Raw genomic sequence first — 16402 nt, 5'->3', positions numbered from 1 at the left:
CACGCTGCGCCGGCTGCGGTGACAGCGGACCCCGCCTCACCACCGGCGACGCGTCGCGCCGGAAATGCGTCTGCTCGTCGGTCCTGAGGCGCACGATGTGTGGGGGACCAATCGGTGAGGCAAGGGTGGCGACTGGATGGCACGGCCCGAAGACGTGCTCCGCATGATGCGCGAGTTGCTGCGTGCCGGTCACCTGGCGAGCATCGAACAACTTCCGGGCCTGGTGGCCGAGCACGCGGCCGAGGCAGACCTGCAAGACGCCCGTATCTATGTGTCAGACCTTCGGCAGCAGGTGCTGCGGGAGCTCACGGGCTGCGGTCTCGATGCCGGCCGGGACGGCGAGGAGCTGTCCATCGAAACGACCTTGCCGGGCCGTGCCTTCCGCCGCTCGTGCATCGTGACCGCTCCCGGTACCGGACCGCGGCGGCAGCGGTACTGGGTGCCGATCCTCGACGGCACGCAGCGCCTGGGGGTCCTGCGCGTGGACATGACCGACGACGCCGACTGCGACGCGGCCGAGCAGCTCGCCTCCCTGGTGGCTCTGCACCTGGTCAGCAAGCGCCATTCGAGCGATTCGCACGCCCGCCTGGTGCGCAGCGAGCCCATGAGCATCGCCGCGGAGATGCAGTGGGCTCTGATGCCCCCGCGGTCGTTCGCCAACAGCCGGGTGGTGGTCTGCGCGGAGATGGAGCCGGCCTACCAGGTCGGCGGGGACGCGTTCGACTATGCGCTGGCGGGCGAGGTGCTCCATCTGGCGGTCTTCGACGCCATGGGCCACGACACCGCGGCCGGCTTGACCTCTCACCTCGCGGTGGCCGCCTGCCGCAACCAACGCCGCCACGACGTCGGTCTTGCGGCGGCCAGTGACGCCATCGAGCAGGTGCTCATCGAGCAGTTCGCGCGCGAGCGGTACGCCACGGGAGTGCTGGCCGACCTGGACCTGCGCGCCGGCCGTCTCACCTGGGTGAACCGAGGTCATCCCCCGCCGGTGCTGATCCGTGGCGGACGCTGGGTGCACGTCCTTGATTGCCCGCCCTCGCACCCGATGGGCAGCGACCTGGGCCTGCCCGTCCAGATGTGCCACACACATCTGCAACGAGGCGACCGCGTGCTGCTCTACACCGACGGCGTCACAGAGGCGCGCGACGCGCAAGGGAAGCAATTCGGCCGGGAGCGGTTCACCGACTTCGTCATCCGTCAGCAGGCCGATGGCATGCCCGCGCCCGAAACGTTGCGCCGTCTCATGCACGACATCCTCGACCACCACCGCGGAAGTCTTCAGGACGACGCCACCGTCCTCATCTGTGAATGGCAAGGGCCGCCCCCTCAGCGCCCCGGAGACGGCGCAAGTAGTTCGAACGCTTGCGGGCCGCGCAGGCAGGCCGATCGGGCCGCGCATCACTCGCATGAGCCGTCCAGCTGGAGACCGCGGTCGGGCAGGGCACACCTTGGCCCAGTGCCTTGGGCAGGCCCGGTCAGTAGAGATGGACGGGCAGGCTGACCAGGCCGAAGCTGACGTAACCGGTCCAGATCGCGCGCGTACCGACAACGTCCAGCCCGGGGCGGTATGCGCGCGCGGGGTGCTGCTCCGGCCCGGTGACAGAGGCGGGCACGCGAAGCGTGTTTATTGTGACGATATCGGGCAAGCCGGGTCGATGGGGGAGGGATACGCATTCCGTTCAAGGGAGCCCGTCATGATCATCCAGAAGATGCACGGCATGGGCATACGCAGTGAGCATGCGTACCTGGCCGGCATGGCGTCCATCGGCCTGTCCGTCGCCGCTTGGGCCACCAGCCTCACCGCGGAACCCGGCGTAGGCCTGGCCCGCGCCGACCGCTGGGGAATCTATGTCGGCGAGTGGGCCCCCACCTTCTTCGGCCTGGGCCTGGCCCTCAGTCAGTACGAGCAGGCTGACGGCACGCTCCAGGAGAGTGACGTCCACCACCTCAAGGACAAGGTGATGGACAAGGTGGCCGCCTGAGACACGGCCCCCGCCCCGGCGGCGCCGCACCCGCCCACGCCGTCCGTTGACAGGTCGTGAGCACAGCGACAACGAGGACCCGGTCAGCCGCCACCCGCAGCTGGACTTCCCCGCCCAGGACCAGCCGCATCCGGGCTGGACCGGCCCGATGGACCCGCGCCCCGACCACGGCGAGACCTCGTACGAAGGCAGCGGCCAGCTGGTGGGCAAGGCCGCGGTGATCAGCGGTGGCGACTCCGGGATCGGCCGGGCCGTGGCCATCTTCGACAGCCAGAACATCGCGTACAGGTTCGTCTTGAGCACCCGGTCGAACTGCTCCGTGTCGATCGCGCCGATCCCTCCCGGCTGGGACCTCCCAGCGCTGCCGCTCGGCGTGCTTCGCCGAGAGGTAGGCGCTGTAGTTGCCGCCGTAGCGGACGGGTCCGTTCGGCGCCGGGTCGAGGTCGATCAGGTCGGTGCTGACGGCGTCGAGGAACGCCCGGTCGTGGCTGGCGACCACCACGGTGCCGGACAGGGACCGGACCTGTGCCTCGAGGAAAGCGGCGGCGTCGTCGTCGAGGTGGTTGGTCGGCTCGTCCAGGAGCAGCGCGGAGGGCCGAAGGGCCGCCGGACCAGCAGCGCGGCCAGTGCGAGCCGGCCGCGCTGCCCACCGGAGAGCGAGCGAAGGCTCCGGTCGTGACCGAGGGCGCCCAGGCCGAGGCCGTCCAGGACCAGCGCGGCGCGGCGGTCGGCGTCCCAGGACTCCCGGTTCTGGGCCTGTTCGAGACGTCTGCCGTAGGTGTCGAGGAGTTCCCGGTGGCCGGGGTCGTCCTCGGGGACGCGCGCCAGCTCCTTGCCTAGCCGGTCGAGTTCGGCGAGGTCTTCACGGGCCTCGCGCAGCGCCTCGTCCAGTACGGCGCCGAGGGTGAAGTCCGCGTCGAACGGCATCTCCTGCTGGAGGAAACCGACGTCGCGGGGGCGGGAGACGCTTCCCCCATTGGGTTCGTCCACGCCGGCGAGCAGCCGCAGCGGGGTGGACTTGCCGACGCCGTTCTCCCCGATCAGGCCGATGCGGTGACCGGGGGAGGCGGTGAGGCGGACACCGTCGAGGACGCGACGTCCACCCAGAGTCCGGACGAGGTCGTGGGCGAGCAGAGCGGGCTGGGGCACGGGGCACCGTCCTGGCGTGATCGGTTCTCGGCCCGCCGGGCGCACGGCCTCGGACGCGGACCACGTCACACGTCGGCGGCTCACACCGCCGGTGCCCCCGTCTCCTTCAGCACCCCGTCGGCCAGCCGCAGCCAGCGGCTGATCCCGATCTCGGCGAGGAACCGCTCGTCATGGCTGACCACCATGAAGGCACCCTGGTAGGAGTTGAGCGCGCTCTCCAGCTGGCCCGCGCTGACCAGGTCGAGGTTGTTGGTGGGCTCGTCGAGCAGCAGCAGGTGCGGGGCCGGCTCCGCGCACAGCACGCAGGCCAGGGTGGCGCGCAGCCGCTCGCCGCCGGAGAGGACACCCACCGGCAGATGGGCCCGCGCGCCCCGGAAGAGGAACCGGGCGAGCAGGTTCATCCGCTCAGCCTCGGGCCGCTCGGGCGCGAACGCGGCGAAGTTCTCCGCCACAGTGCGGTCCAGGTCCAGCAGGTCCAGGCGTTGCGACAGGTAGGCGATCCTCCCGTCGTTGCGCTTGATCTCCCCGCTCTCCGGGGCGAGAACCCCGGTGACCAGCCGCATCAAGGTGGTCTTGCCGGCGCCGTTGGGCCCGGTCAGTGCGATGCGCTCGGGACCCCGGACGCTCAGGTCGACGCCGCCCGCCGCGAACACGTCCTTGCCGCCGAGGCGGACCTGCATGCCCTCGCCGAGGAACAGGTTGCGTCCGGCGGGCACGTGGGTGCCGGGCAGCTCCAGCGTGAGCCGCTGCTGCTCGCGCAGGGCCCGCCCGGCCTCGTCGAGGCGGGCCTTGGCATCGCTGACCCGGGAGGCGTGCATCGTGCCGGACTTGCCCGCGGCCTCCTGCGCGCCGCGCTTCATGTTGCCGGCGAAGATCTTGGGCAGCCCGGCGTTCTTCAGGTTCTTGGCGGCGCTGCTCGCCCGGCGCTCGGCGCGCTCGCGGGCCTGCTGCAGTTCCCGCTTCTCCCGCTTCAGTTCCTGCTCGGCGTTGCGGACGTTCTTCTCGGCGACCTCCTGCTCGGCGCGGACGGCCTCCTCGTACTCGGTGAAAGCACCGCCGTACAGGCGCAGTTCGTTGCTGCCGAGTTCGGCGATGCGCTCCATGCGGTCCAGCAGCGCGCGGTCGTGGCTGACCAGGAGCAGACAGCCGTTGAAGTCCGACAGCACGTCGTAGAGCTTGTGCCGGGCCTGGAGGTCGAGGTTGTTGGTCGGCTCGTCGAGAAGGAGGACGTCGGGACGCTTGAGCAACTGGGCGGCGAGCCCGAGGGAGACCACCTGGCCTCCGCTGAGCGTGCTCAGGGTGCGGTCCAAGGTGAGGTCGGCCAGACCCAGACGGTCGAGCTGGACGCGGGTGCGCTCCTCGATGTCCCAGTCGTCACCGATGGCGGCGAAGTGCTTCTCGTCGACGTCCCCGGACTCCACAGCGTCCAGGGCGCGGATCACCGCGGCGACGCCGAGCACCTCGGCGACGGTGAGGTCGCTGGTCAGGGGCAGGGTCTGCGGGAGGTAGCCGAGCGTTCCGTTCACCGACACCGAGCCCGTGGCGGGCTTCAGCTCACCGGCGATCAGCTTGAGCAGGGTGCTCTTGCCGGAGCCGTTGGGCGCTACCAGGCCCGTACGGCCGGGGGTCACGGAAAAGGACAGGTCGTGGAAGACGGGGGTGTCGTCGGGCCAGGCGAAGGAGACGTTCGAGCAGACGACAGCGACGTCGGACATGGAAATGACCTCGGAGGTACGAGGGCAGAGCGTAGACCTCTGCCCTGGGCAGACGTGGGAGGAGGGGGTACGACGAAACGGACCACCTCGGCAGCGCTCCTGAGCGCCGGCCGGTGGCCGTCAGATCCGGATCTCACCCGGAGATGTCGTCGTCACCCACCACGTCTGTGACTCCTCATTGCCCGTCCTGTGACAGCCACCAGCATAACAACACGTTCCCGTCTCCTCTTTCCGATCGGACCTCCCCGTGATCGCGATCGCCGGTTCCCGCTGCCGACACGCCTGGCCGGCCGGGGCTCGAAGCTCGCGCCCTGACGACGTCAGAGCCGCTGCTGCTCCACACCAGCTCACCGCCGCCCGCTCGGCGCCGAAGGCACCCCGTGAACACCCGCGCGCGAGAACGACCGACCGCTGCTTCCCTGAGCGACCGGCTCCCACCGGGTACGTGGTCGCCGACGCCGGGTCCGGCCTGCTGGTGAGACCCTGAGGGCCTGGACCAGTGTCATGGAGTGACTCACCGACAAGCAGCGGCTCCTGATGCGGCGGGACCGCGGCTACACCCCGGACGAGTCGGTCCTGAAGGTGTTGCGGAGAAGGCGCGAGCAGTACCCCATGTTCCGGTGGGGCGGGAGTGCCGACGGCGGTCTGGGCGAGCGGATGCCGTTCTGGTACGGCTATTTCGTCCGGGAGCAGATGCGGGAGGAGTGCGAACAACCAACTCCGCTGGGCCCGATCGGTGAAAGCCTCCCTGCGGCGTGCGTTCAAGGCCGAGATCGGGCGACGCAGGAAGCAGGAGCGGGAGCAGGAACGGCTGTTTCGTCAGGACCGCGAGGAGCAGGCGCTGCGGCTGCACGGGGAGGGTGTGGCGAATCGTGACATCGCAGCGCGGCTCGGCCTGTCTCCTCAGCAGGTCGAGAGTCTGCTCTACCGTGTCCGGAAGGCCGCGGGAATACGCTCCGACGTAATGAGGACCTGCACAAGGAGCGGCGCCTTGCGGCGGCGGAGGCTCTGGGCCACAGAAGAGCGGGCCTGGCGAGGGCGGAGATGGGACGGTCCCTCGAGTCCGTCAAGGACCTGCTGCAGGACGCGGTCTTCCACGAAGCCCCGGAAGACCATCCGGAGCGGCTGGCACTGGCCCGGCAGTCTGCTCGGCTTCGCGGCACGGGCCTGACGAAGGACGAGGTTCTGGAGAAGCTCGGCGGTACCCGGGGGAAGGCGCTGAGGGCCTTCCGGGACGCAAGCTTCCTCGAGGTTGTCGTCCCCGGGCCCGGGGAGCGAGGCTGTGATGTCTGACGTCTGAAACGGTCGCGTCGGCTGTCGGCTGCACGCTCGTCCGTCACTCCCGTGGTGGCCTGGCAGATCGGATGAAGCCGGATCCGGGGAGTCACCCGGCACGGTCTGCCGCCGGTCCTCAGCGCCGAGCATGGTTCTCGCGTCCTTCAGGGCCGGGCGGCAGGACGGTGTTATGGGTTGCTGACTCGTTCGGGTGGAGGCGGGCTTTGACGAGGAGGACGCGGCCCGCTCATGAAACTCCCGCGGACCCAGCGGCGGTGCCCGCACTCGTGCGGCTCAGCCCGGAGAGCGAGGAGTGTTCCGCGGGCGTCGCTCGCCGCGAGGCGGCGTCGACTGGGACGGTCCGCCGTCCCGGCTCACGGGCGCCTTGCCGCCTCTCGCAGGGATGCGCGTAGTTCCTTGCGGTGGCGCCGCCATTCGATCATTGTGCCTGGATCGTCTCGCAGGTGTGGGGGTACCAGGAACCGCGGCCGGTTGAACCAGAGGATCGTGAGGTGGAGGCCGAAGCCGAGGGCGGACATCAGGACCCCGAGGGCCGTGAGGATGCTTCCCGCGGCCACCGTGACGCCTTCGAACCAGCCGATCAGGAAGCCGCCGGTGAGGCAGAGCCCTGCCCCTAGGGAGATCCCGGCCCAGGGGACCAGGCCGCGCTTGTGCCCGCGGACCCGGGACGGGTCGAAGGGGTGGAACCGGCTCCCCGGTACGACGTGGAAGCGCGGGCTGTCGTGCCATGCCAGCCATGCGGACCGGACCGAGATCCCGGCCCCGGCCCAGCAGAGGAACGTCACGCACACGTACCCGAACGCACCCATCGCCCCGCTCCTTGTTCGCCTGCCCCGAGTGTCCTCCCTTGCCGCAGGGACGGTGAGGGGAGTGGGTCACGGGCGGCAGGATGACGTGCGGCGTCGGGTGTTGCAGCGGTGGTGCGACCGTACCGTGTGCCGCCTGGATCGGCTGGCCGCCGGCGGCCGCCACCACGTGGGCGAGGGCCACGCCCGCGGGGATGTCCCGGTACTCGCTCGGCCTGTGCCGCAGCGAACCGTCTGCCGGCAGTTCCGACCAGTCGATTACCGGCCGCTCGGGCAGTCTGGGCAGCGGCACCACCGCCTTCGGGAGGAGGCGGACCACCTGCCAGTGCCCGCAGTCATCGATCCGCGATTCGACCGGCAGCCCGGTGCCGCGCATGTCGCCGGGGAGTTGCTCCCGCGCCGCAAATGAGCCTTGAGCCGCCCGAAGGGTGATAGGGCGCGCGCAAGGGGCGTCACCCCCCACGACTGCACTTCCGTGGCGCACCTGGCCCGGAGACCTTCACGCCTGCATGGCCGCCACGCGGCTGCTGGGCGGCCTCCGCTCGGGATATCCGGGCGGTCGCGACGAACGTTGTCGTGCAGCAACACGGGATTCCCAGACCAGAGGAGCAAAGCCCGGCTGTACGAATTCTGGCGGAACAAGCTCACTCCCGGGCCGTCCGGTGACAGGGACACGAACCATGCCCTACCGGGGCCTGTGCAAGACCCACCTCGGTCACATCCTGATCGCCGCCGGATTCAACCTGCAACGCCTCGACGCCTGGTGGACCGAAACTCCCATCGGCACCACCCGGATGAGCTGACTCGCCCGCATCGGACTCGAACCGGCTGCCTGACCGCACCGAATCCACCAACAAAGCCTGAAGGCCGGGGCATCCTCGGAGGAACCTGGTGAAGAGGCCTCGGCCGGGCACCCGTTCGCACACCGGCCGCGCAAAGCTCCGCGGGCCACAGGGCTCCGCGGCCGTGTACTCCAGCCGACGCATAAGAGTCTTCTTGTCGAACAGAGCATGTGCAATTGGCTTTACCGCCATCGGGTACAACCACGAGCAGTACTTCAAGGGTCCAACCTGCACCGGGACGACCGGTAGCACGGCACCTCTCGTCGGACGACCCGACCCTGATTCCTTGGAGTTCACGTGCGCTCACGCCCGGCGGCGGGCCGCTCGACCGCGACGGCCCTGTTCGCCCTTCTCATAGCCGGCGCCACGGCGCCCGCCCACGCGGCACCGACCGCGCCCGCCACATCCTCCTCGCCCACCACGGCGCCCACCAACACGCACTCGTCCACCACCGAGCCGGCCGCGGCCTCCTACCGGCTCACCCTGTCCGCCACGCCCGACCACACGGACTTCGGCCACCGCAAGGTCGATCTCTCCGGCACCCTGACGCGGTCCGACGGCACGCCTGTGGTGGATGCATCGATTTCCGTCGGGCAGGGCGTGATGTACGCGACGTGGAACCCGTGGGGTGACCCCATCAACCCTGTCGAAAGCGAGGGTCGCAGCCTCGGCACCCTGCGCACGGATGAGAGCGGACGGTTCACCCTCGACGACGTTGCGGCCGACCGCTGGCTGGACAGGGACAGTGTCCTGCTGTCGCCGCTCAACCAGGTTGAGTTCTACTCCACCTACAACTCGGCGGAGGACCCCTCGGACCACGACGTGGTCTACGCCGACGCCACGGTCAGCACCTCGCCCGTCGCCAGTACGCTGACCTACAAGGTCAACAAGACCCAGGTGCACACCGGCGACACCCTCACGGTCACAGGCAAGGTGAGCTGGCCGGCCGGACACGGGCCGGTCGCCGGCACCCGGGTGTTTCTGCGCACCTATTACGAGAACCAGTACAACGCCCAGACGACCACGGACGGCCAGGGCAACTTCACCGTAAGCGCCAAGATCAGGTCGCATGACCGGGAATTCGTGATTTTCTCGGCCCCCCACGACTACTACATCAGCGGCGCGGAACACACGCTGCCGGTGAAGGTCGGCACCGGCGGCGGCACACCAAAGCCCACACACACACCCACCGCCACAGCCGGGCCCACCCACTCCCCGACCTCGCGGCCATCGGCAACGGGCTCGGCGACCACGACCCCGGCTCCTGTGGACCCGCCGGGCGGCTCCACCGACGGTGACCTGGCCCGCACTGGGACCGAGGCCGGGCTCGCCGCCGGGCTCGCCCTGCTTCTCCTGGGCTCCGGCGTAGGCCTGACCTGGTGGAAACGGCGCAGGAACCAGGCACGTGCCTGACCCCGCCCACACCGGTGGACAGGCCTATCGCGCGGCTCGGGCCATTGTCCGGGACAGCGACTGCCGAAGCGTTCGGGAGTCAGTTGCTGATCATCAGACTCGTGGACGTCGATGAGAAGTGACGGCACCGATGGTGTCCGCGGACGCGGAAGAGTTGCGAACGCGGGAGGCTGGTCATCGAGGCGCGTTCTGGTTCATCGATGGCTGCGTGGCTCGCCTGGTGAGATCAGTGCGACTGAGCGGTCACGGGGATGACCTCTTCGATCCGAGGAGGATGCCGATCAGCCCGCCGGTGACTGTGCCGAGCCATGGACCGAGGTAGGCGAGAGAAGGGACATCGACGTTCCAAGCTCGGACGGCCGTGATGATCAGGCTGAGCAGAATCGCCTGCGCGATCAGATAGACCGAGATCTTTCGCTGTGTGGTCCAGGCTCGCATGTGCTCCACGAGTTTCTGCCTCATCAAGCCCCCTGCCGACCGTCGCAGCAACGTGGACGATGGTAGAGCTCGCAGAACGCAGGCGGTGTGTTCTCGCCCGATCCACCGAGTTTGCGGGGCAGTCATTCGGTGACAAGTCAGCCAGCCTTGACCGGCTTCTCGGCTCGGGCTCGGGTGCTGGCGAGGCGGTAGGAGTCGGTGCCGATCTGACCCTCGACGCCGCCCTTCTCGTGGGCGCCCTCGACACCCGGGCGGCAGTGGAAACTCTTGATGCCGTAGTGCGACTTGAACGCGATCCACCGATCCGCTTCCACCCTCGCCGGGCTCAGCCCCAGCACCCGGGGGACGGCCGCCTTGAGGTTGTCGTAGCGGACCTTGCTCCGGGGGACTCCGCCCAGCGTCCGCAGCGCGTGGACGTGACCTTCGAAGAAGGCTTCCTGGCCGCAGGAAGCGAGCACGCGGTGGACGGCCTTGCCCGAATACGACAGGCGGAAGGAAAACAGGTAGCAGGTCACCAGTTCGCCGGCGAGACGGACCGTCACGTCACCGAAGTCGACCTCCGCCTCATGACCGGGCTGGTGGGTCTGGGGGACGAACGCCTCCAGCGGGACCTTGCCCGACTCGACCGCGATCTCGGGCTTCGGGGCCGCGACGTAGTGGTGGACCATGCCGTAGGAGACATCAGCGCTGTGCTCCTCGACCAGCCGGTGGAAGATCCGCGTGACGGTGTGGCGCTGCTTGCGCGGCGTGCGGCACGGTGATGGTGTCGTTCCGTCTGCCGTCCGGTTCGCGTGCGCGGGCCCGGCCCGCCCGCCCGGGACCGCCCTGCGGGACAGGGGTACCTGGAATCCTGATCACCGTGCCGCCTCGCGGCACCGCACACCGAAGGGCCACCCGTTCCGGCCCCTGCCCCGGCAGCGCCCGCACGGGCCGGGCTTGCCACCAACGATCGTTGGCAGCAAGCCCGGAAGGCTGCACCACCGGGCACTGGGGTGGTCCCGGACCACCCGGCGGCGGCGGTCGGGCTCCCGGGCATGACCGCCGCCCCACGCATCGTCGCACCCAAGCCCGCCCCCGGTGACCGAGTGGCCGTCCTCTCGCCCGCTCGGGCCTTCCCCAGGTGCTGCCGCTGCCCTACGAACTGGGCCTGCGCAGACTGGTCGCGCACTACGGTCTCGACCCGGTCGAGTACCCGACGACCCGTCGGCTCGGCTCCAGCGCCGAGGACCGGGCGGCCGACCTGCACGCCGCCTTCACCGACCCGGACATCAAGGCGATCACCACCAGCATCGGCGGCAGCGACCAGATCACCGTCCTCCCGCACCTGGACGGCGAACTGATCCGTGCCAACCCGAAGCCCTTCTTCGGGTTCAGCGACAACACCAACCTGCTCATGTACCTCGCCAACCTCGGCCTCGTCGCCTACCACGGCGCGAGCGTGATGACGCAGTTCGGCCGGCCCGGCGCCATGCACTCGCTCACCGAGGCATCCGTCCGTGCCGCGCTGTTCACCACCGGGGCATACGAGTTGACGCCCTCCCCGGACACCAACGACGTCGACCGCCCGTGGAACGACCCGGCCGCTTTCGCCTCGGCACCTGTCATGGAGCCCGCCGGGGGACGGCACTGGCACCAGCCCGACCAGGTCGTCGAAGGCCCCGCCTGGGGCGGCTGCGTCGAAGTGCTGGCCCAACTGCTCATGGCCGACCGGGAGATACGCCCCGCCGCCGAGTACGAGGGCCGGGTGCTCTTCCTGGAGACCTCCGAGCAGATGCCGAGCGCCGAGGACGTCTACCGCATCCTGCGCGCCATGGGCGAGCGCGACTGCTGCACCGCTTTCCCGCCGTGCTGATGGGCCGTGCCAAGGCCTGGTCCTTCGACCGTCCGTACGAAGCCGAGGACCGTGCGCGCTACCGCGCCGAGCAACGCGAGGCCGTCCTGCGCGCCCTCACCGGCTACGCCCCCGGCACCATGGCCGTCTTCGACGTCGACCTCGGCCACACCGACCCTCAGCTGGTGATTCCCTACGGGGGCCTGGTCCGCGTCGACGGTCCGGCCCGCGTGATAACCGTCCACTACTGATCTCGGCGTCCGGCCTCGTCCAGGTCACCCGCCCGGCTCACCTGCGGTTCCAGGGTGCGGTTGTACGGTCGCGGCGCGGCCGTACCCCCACGGATGCCCCGCCCCGCCGGCCACTCTCGCTGGGGTGAGCAGCGGTGCACGATGGCAACGGGGCGGACCGACAGCGCGAGCGGGCAGGATGCCTGCGCTCAGTAACCCATGACATGCCGCGTTGCGGCAGGCCGCGATATGACACCAGTACGACCCCGCACACAAGTGCCGCGCCCTGGACTCCCCTGGAAAGGCCCGAACGCCGCGTGATCCCTGGGAGGGAGATCAGTGATGACAATAGCCGCCGATGAACGCCGAGGGCACGCAGTCCTGTCCCGCCGCCAGGATGTGCATCTACGTATCAGCCTGAGAGGACGTGCAAGCTGAGGGACCACCCCTCAGTCTTCGGACAGCACGGGGACCGCGGCCGGAAGGCGGCAGGGCTCGATGTGCTGTGGAGGCGCTGGCGGGCCGGCCTGCGGCGGTGAGTTACACCTACGGCTGCTGCAGGGGGACGGCCTGCAGGTGCGCACCTGTCGCTGCTGGTGGTCCAGGATGAAGGGGTTGATGATGCGCGGTTTGTGGTGCATGACTTGTCGCCGCGGGGCGCCAGGCTGGTGAACTGCGCACGCCGGGACAGGTTACGGCAGCATGTGTGGCCGTCCTCTTCTGCAACGGACCCCTCGCGGGCCGGCTGCGCTGCAGGCGCCTCTACGCTGCCTGCCTCTCAAGGCAGACATCGGCCTTCGGGGATTTTGGTGCGTTGCTCGTCCAGGTCGAAGTCCAGCAGCTCGGCTTCGACCTGGACATCCGTCCACAAGGCCAGGGGCGTCAGCAGTGCCCATGGGACACGGCCCGCGAATGCGCCAAGTGCGTGGTGCGTGACCATGATGTCATCGCGGTCGCGGCTTCCGGCCTACGTTCCTCAGCGGGATCATCATGGCGCGTAGGGCGGTGGACGCTGCGATCGGCGTTACGGAGCAGGCATTGAGGGGGAGGGGCTGCAAGCACGGGCGGGACATCGGCCTGGTGCATCCCACGTACCGGACGCGATGCAGCGGTGGACTGCAGCGCTTGATCAGCGACGCGGGACTTCAGGGGTGCCTATGGCCTTGAGTGCTTGGGATCTTTTAGTAGACGTACAGGTGGGTGTTGAGGTTGGCGAAGGAGACGGTGCCGGCGCTCTTCCACGCCTTGTAGCCGGCGGACTTGGTCAGGTCCGCCTCGAAATTCGGACTGCTCTCGTAGCTGATCCCGTACCGGTAGGCGCTGCGGCCTGCGTTGACCAGCTCGGTTGCCATGTTGACCATGCGGTACGGCTGCGAGGTGGGGGAGTTGGGTGAGGAGAACACGTTGCTCCAGTGCGACCCGACGGTGCCACTGGAAGGGGTGTACGGCGGCTTGGAGGAGCTCACTGTCCAGGTTGCGGGATTGTAGGTGTCGCCGCTGGTGAGGTAGCTCCACCTCACCTGGTCGATCGCCCAGTAGCCCCGGTTGGTGCCGGTGACGGCCGAGCGCAGGTCGAAGACGGACACGCCGTGGCTGCCGACCACCTTGTCGACCTCGTTGGCCGTACCCGGGTCGGTCACCACCAAGGCGGTGTCCTCGTCCACGCCGAAGGCGCGATTGTGTCCGGTGTCGGAGGCAAGGCGGACGATGCGGCCCTGGCGGCCCCGGGCGGCGAAATGGGTGTCGATCAGGCCCGTGGTGAAGAAGTCGAAGCCGCCTTCTGGCCGGTAGCTCAGGTCGTCGGGGTAGGTGCTGTTGACCGATGGGTGCGAGCCGTAGCGCAGGGCGTCCCAGCTTTCTCCGCCGGTGACCATGTCCCGGCTGCCTGCGATGGCGGTTCCGGCGCTGGTGCCCATGATGACGGCGCCGGTGGCGAACCGGGCACGGATCGCGGCGAGCGCGGGCGAGTCGGTGTTGTCGCTCTTGAGCAAGGTGGTGACGAGCCGGCTCTGGTCGCCGCCGCCGAAGAAGAAGCCGTTGAGCGTGTTGATCTGGTCGATCACGGCCTGGCTGGCGTTGTTGGAGATGTGGTCCAGGTCGATCGGGATCCACTGGGCGTCGGCTGCGCCGTAGGTGTTCTTCAGCAGGTCGGCGTAGTAGTCGCCGTTGCAGACGGAGTTGCTGCAGGTGGCCGGGTCCGCGGCGTAGGGGTCGTCGGCGGGCACAACGGAGGCGGCGGTGATGACGCCGATCCGGGCCTGCGGGGCGCCGCCTGCCAGGTTCAGGAAGGTGTTGTAGATCGAAGCGTTGGTCGGGGTGACCGCACCACCGGCGAGGACCAGGCTGCCACGTGTGCTCGTGGCAGCGGCCGCCGGACCGGTGGGCAAGAGGTTGGCGGCGCACAGTACGGCGGCAGCCGCGCAGAAGGCGAGGGCGCGTCCGGGCAGGCGTACGGAGGGCGAAGTAGGGAGCATCTGTGACTCCGAAGGGGGGACGGTGTCTGGCCGCGGTGGGAGGCGTGCCGGCAGAACGGGCCCGCTGCAGGGAGAGGGTTGTGCCGCGAACCGGAAACTACAGAAGACGGTTACGGCTGTGAAGATGTAACGCACGGAAGTTCCTTACTGATCTTCGTCCAGCGTTCCGGAGCCGCCGGAACGGCCCGTTACCGTTATGTAACTTGCATTACATCTAGCGCTTAAAATCTTCGTTGTGTAACTTCTGAGAGCGACCTGAGCCACCGTTTCCTCCCCGCGGCCTCCCCACGAGAGAAGGTCCCTCATGACGAACGCTTCCCTGCACAGAACCGCAACTGCCTTCGCCGCCGCAGTAGGCGCAACCTTGGCCTTGACCGCCTGCGGTGGCAGTGCCGCCAAGGGCGAGCACGCCCCCTCCGCCGCGCCCCAGGCCGTCATGGTGAGCGGCCTCGAGATCAAGCAGGACCGCGCCCTGCACGACGCGCTGCCCGCATCCATCAAGTCCGCCAGGAAGGTCCGCGTCGCCACCGACGTCCCGTACCCGCCTTTCGAGATGTACGTCTCCGAGGGCAGCACCCAGATGACCGGCCTCGACTACGACCTCGGCCAGGCCCTCGGCGCCAAGCTCGGCGTCACATTCGCCTTCCACGCCCAGAAGTTCGATGGCATCGTCCCAGCCATCCAGGCTGGCAAGTACGACGCCGCGATCTCGGCGATCACCGACAACAAGGAGCGCGAGAAGGTCGTTGACTTCGTCGTCTACTCCGCCTCCGGAACCGGCCTGATGGTCGCCAAGGGCAACCCCGCCAAGATCGGCACCCTTGACGACCTGTGTGGCCGCAAGGCCGCTGTGCAGAGCGGCACCCACCAACAGGAGCTGCTGAACAAGCACCAGGACGCCTGCAAGGCCGCTGGCAAGCCGAACATCGAAATCCAGACCTTCCCCAAGGATTCCGACGCGCAGCTCGCGCTGCGCTCGGGCAAGGTCGACGCAGATGTACTGACCAAGCCGGCCGCCGGCTGGACCGCCCGCACCGCCGACGGCGGCAACGCCTTCGAACTGGTCGACGACCCGGCGGCCCTGGGAGGCTACGAGTCCTCCCCGAACGGCATCGCGGTCTCCAAGAGCCTTCCCGAGCTCACCGACGCCATCCAAAAGGCTCTGCAGTCGCTCATCGACGACGGCTCGCTCGCGAAGATCTACGACAAGTACGGCGTTGCCTCCATTGCGGTCAAGTCCGCCACCAAGAACAGCGCGGACAGCTGACATGGCAGACGCCCTCTCCTCTACCGGGCAACCAGCCGTTGCTGGCTCCGGCGCCGCCGAAATCCGTGCCGTGCCGGTGCGCCACTGGGGGCGCTGGACTGCCGCCGTGGTCTGCGCGCTCGCCCTGATAGGCATGGTCGGCTCGCTCGCCAAGAACCCCAACCTGCACTGGGACGTCATCGGCCACTACCTGGCGGCCGGCCTCATCTTCCGTGGCCTGGTCACCACCGTGTGGCTGACCGCCGCCTCCATGGCTGTCGGCGTGGTGCTCGGCACCGTCATCGCAGTGATGCGCCTGTCGCAGAACCCGGTGCTGAAGGTGCTCTCCGGGCTGTTCGTCTGGGTCTTTCGCGGCACCCCGCTACTCGTCCAGATCATCTTCTGGGGCTACGCCGCCGCGCTGTACAAGCACGTCATGATCGGCGTTCCGTTCACCACGATCACCTTCGTCCGGTTCGATACCAACACGCTGCTCATTCCGGCCATGGCCGCGCTCTTCGCGCTGGGCCTGAACGAGGCCGCCTACGCCTCGGAGATTGTCCGCGCCGGCATTCAGTCGGTGGACGAGGGTCAGGCCGAGGCCGCCCACTCCCTGGGCATGACTCCGCTGCAGACCATGCGCCGCATCGTCCTGCCACAAGCCATGAAGGTCATCATCCCGCCCATGGGCAACGAGACCATCAACATGCTCAAGACCACCGCGTACGTCTCGGTGATCGCCGCCCACGACCTGATGTCCAACATCCAGGACGTGTACGCGCAGAACTACCAGGTCATCCCGATGCTGATGGTCGCTGCCCTGTGGTACCTGGCCCTCACCACCGTGCTCAGCGTCCCGCAGGCATGGCTGGAGCGCCGTTACGGCCGCGGCTCCTCCCGCGCCCAGCAGGTCTCGCCGCTGCGCCGGATGTTCGTCGGCGCGACCAGCCGCCTATCCGTCGATCGGGGGAACTGACCCG

14 protein-coding genes and 4 pseudogenes are annotated in these 16402 nt (G+C 68.9%); 9 read left to right on the top strand and 9 right to left on the bottom strand.

What is annotated here, in order from left to right; genetic code table 11:
* Positions 1-136: 136 nt before the first annotated feature.
* Entirely contained in the window at positions 137-1501 is a 1365-nt protein-coding gene (locus ACWDAS_RS23305; RefSeq protein ID WP_450394016.1) for a PP2C family protein-serine/threonine phosphatase, read from the top strand.
* Here ACWDAS_RS23305 and ACWDAS_RS23300 read toward each other — a convergent pair.
* A complete protein-coding gene (locus ACWDAS_RS23300; RefSeq protein ID WP_450394013.1) occupies positions 1476-1613 on the bottom strand; it encodes a hypothetical protein in 138 nt (45 codons plus the stop codon). The genes ACWDAS_RS23305 and ACWDAS_RS23300 overlap by 26 nt on opposite strands.
* 81 nt (positions 1614-1694) lie before the next feature.
* Here ACWDAS_RS23300 and ACWDAS_RS23295 point away from each other — a divergent pair, with 81 nt between their 5' ends.
* Positions 1695-1982 (top strand): hypothetical protein, encoded by a 288-nt coding sequence (locus ACWDAS_RS23295; RefSeq protein WP_450394011.1) that lies wholly within the window; start codon positions 1695-1697, stop codon positions 1980-1982.
* A 46-nt stretch (positions 1983-2028) separates the two neighbouring features.
* A pseudogene (locus ACWDAS_RS23290) lies at positions 2029-2244 on the top strand (NAD(P)-dependent dehydrogenase); the annotation flags it as partial.
* On the opposite strand, the pseudogene ACWDAS_RS23285 reads toward ACWDAS_RS23290, so the two are convergent.
* From ACWDAS_RS23285 to abc-f, 3 genes and pseudogenes are all read right to left on the bottom strand, one after another.
* Positions 2238-2333: pseudogene (locus ACWDAS_RS23285) on the bottom strand (NAD(P)-dependent dehydrogenase); the annotation flags it as partial. The pseudogenes ACWDAS_RS23290 and ACWDAS_RS23285 sit on opposite strands and share 7 nt — an antisense overlap.
* Position 2334: 1 nt before the next feature.
* A pseudogene (locus ACWDAS_RS23280) lies at positions 2335-3131 on the bottom strand (ATP-binding cassette domain-containing protein); the annotation flags it as partial.
* 80 nt (positions 3132-3211) lie between these two features.
* Positions 3212-4846, bottom strand: a complete 1635-nt coding sequence (abc-f, locus tag ACWDAS_RS23275; protein ID WP_450394009.1) for a ribosomal protection-like ABC-F family protein — start codon at positions 4844-4846, stop codon at positions 3212-3214.
* Between the two features lie 1044 nt (positions 4847-5890).
* Here abc-f and ACWDAS_RS23270 point away from each other — a divergent pair.
* On the top strand, positions 5891-6139 hold the full coding sequence (locus ACWDAS_RS23270; RefSeq protein ID WP_450394006.1) for a hypothetical protein: 249 nt from the start codon (positions 5891-5893) through the stop codon (positions 6137-6139).
* A gap of 356 nt (positions 6140-6495) precedes the next feature.
* Here the strand turns inward: ACWDAS_RS23270 and ACWDAS_RS23265 are convergent, their stop codons facing one another.
* Positions 6496-6951 (bottom strand): hypothetical protein, encoded by a 456-nt coding sequence (locus ACWDAS_RS23265; RefSeq protein WP_450394004.1) that lies wholly within the window; start codon positions 6949-6951, stop codon positions 6496-6498.
* A 677-nt stretch (positions 6952-7628) separates the two neighbouring features.
* On the opposite strand from ACWDAS_RS23265, the gene ACWDAS_RS23260 reads away from it, so the two are divergent.
* Positions 7629-7751, top strand: a complete 123-nt coding sequence (locus tag ACWDAS_RS23260) for a hypothetical protein (RefSeq protein WP_450394001.1) — start codon at positions 7629-7631, stop codon at positions 7749-7751.
* A gap of 336 nt (positions 7752-8087) precedes the next feature.
* On the top strand, positions 8088-9203 hold the full coding sequence (locus tag ACWDAS_RS23255; protein WP_450393999.1) for an acyl carrier protein: 1116 nt from the start codon (positions 8088-8090) through the stop codon (positions 9201-9203).
* Positions 9204-9446: 243 nt separating this feature from the next.
* Here the strand turns inward: ACWDAS_RS23255 and ACWDAS_RS23250 are convergent, their stop codons facing one another.
* Complete coding sequence (locus ACWDAS_RS23250; RefSeq protein ID WP_450393997.1) at positions 9447-9665, bottom strand: hypothetical protein; 219 nt, start codon at positions 9663-9665, stop codon at positions 9447-9449.
* 113 nt (positions 9666-9778) lie between these two features.
* The gene (locus tag ACWDAS_RS23245) at positions 9779-10309 is read right to left on the bottom strand and encodes a hypothetical protein (protein ID WP_450393994.1); all 531 of its coding nucleotides are present in this window, start codon (positions 10307-10309) and stop codon (positions 9779-9781) included.
* A 366-nt stretch (positions 10310-10675) separates the two neighbouring features.
* On the opposite strand from ACWDAS_RS23245, the pseudogene ACWDAS_RS23240 reads away from it, so the two are divergent.
* A pseudogene (locus ACWDAS_RS23240) lies at positions 10676-11723 on the top strand (S66 family peptidase).
* 757 nt (positions 11724-12480) lie between these two features.
* Here ACWDAS_RS23240 and ACWDAS_RS23235 read toward each other — a convergent pair.
* Together ACWDAS_RS23235 and ACWDAS_RS23230 are read right to left on the bottom strand one after the other, a co-directional pair.
* Positions 12481-12642 (bottom strand): hypothetical protein, encoded by a 162-nt coding sequence (locus tag ACWDAS_RS23235; protein WP_450393993.1) that lies wholly within the window; start codon positions 12640-12642, stop codon positions 12481-12483.
* Positions 12643-12883: 241 nt separating this feature from the next.
* Entirely contained in the window at positions 12884-14176 is a 1293-nt protein-coding gene (locus ACWDAS_RS23230; protein WP_450393991.1) for a cyanophycinase, read from the bottom strand.
* Positions 14177-14540: 364 nt separating this feature from the next.
* Between ACWDAS_RS23230 and ACWDAS_RS23225 the strand changes: the two genes are divergently transcribed.
* Both ACWDAS_RS23225 and ACWDAS_RS23220 read left to right on the top strand, forming a co-directional pair.
* Entirely contained in the window at positions 14541-15443 is a 903-nt protein-coding gene (locus tag ACWDAS_RS23225) for an ABC transporter substrate-binding protein (RefSeq protein ID WP_450393988.1), read from the top strand.
* A gap of 70 nt (positions 15444-15513) precedes the next feature.
* Positions 15514-16398: an amino acid ABC transporter permease gene (locus ACWDAS_RS23220; RefSeq protein WP_450393986.1), complete on the top strand. Its 885-nt coding sequence runs from the start codon at positions 15514-15516 to the stop codon at positions 16396-16398.
* The last annotated feature ends 4 nt before the right edge of the window (positions 16399-16402 follow it).

It is taken from the genome of Streptomyces sp. NPDC001070 (assembly GCF_053598835.1).
This window is presented reverse-complemented; position numbering and strand designations above follow the sequence as displayed.

Bases quoted from the DNA above. Each gene is read 5' to 3' on its own strand.
- ACWDAS_RS23305 (WP_450394016.1), top strand. From the start codon at position 137: ATGGCACGGCCCGAAGACGTGCTCCGCATGATGCGCGAGTTGCTGCGT.
- ACWDAS_RS23295 (WP_450394011.1), top strand. From the start codon at position 1,695: ATGATCATCCAGAAGATGCACGGCATGGGCATACGCAGTGAGCATGCG.
- abc-f (WP_450394009.1), bottom strand. From the start codon at position 4,846: ATGTCCGACGTCGCTGTCGTCTGCTCGAACGTCTCCTTCGCCTGGCCC.
- ACWDAS_RS23270 (WP_450394006.1), top strand. From the start codon at position 5,891: ATGGGACGGTCCCTCGAGTCCGTCAAGGACCTGCTGCAGGACGCGGTC.
- ACWDAS_RS23265 (WP_450394004.1), bottom strand. From the start codon at position 6,951: ATGGGTGCGTTCGGGTACGTGTGCGTGACGTTCCTCTGCTGGGCCGGG.
- ACWDAS_RS23260 (WP_450394001.1), top strand. From the start codon at position 7,629: ATGCCCTACCGGGGCCTGTGCAAGACCCACCTCGGTCACATCCTGATC.
- ACWDAS_RS23250 (WP_450393997.1), bottom strand. From the start codon at position 9,665: ATGAGGCAGAAACTCGTGGAGCACATGCGAGCCTGGACCACACAGCGA.
- ACWDAS_RS23245 (WP_450393994.1), bottom strand. From the start codon at position 10,309: ATGGTCCACCACTACGTCGCGGCCCCGAAGCCCGAGATCGCGGTCGAG.
- ACWDAS_RS23235 (WP_450393993.1), bottom strand. From the start codon at position 12,642: ATGGTCACGCACCACGCACTTGGCGCATTCGCGGGCCGTGTCCCATGG.
- ACWDAS_RS23230 (WP_450393991.1), bottom strand. From the start codon at position 14,176: ATGCTCCCTACTTCGCCCTCCGTACGCCTGCCCGGACGCGCCCTCGCC.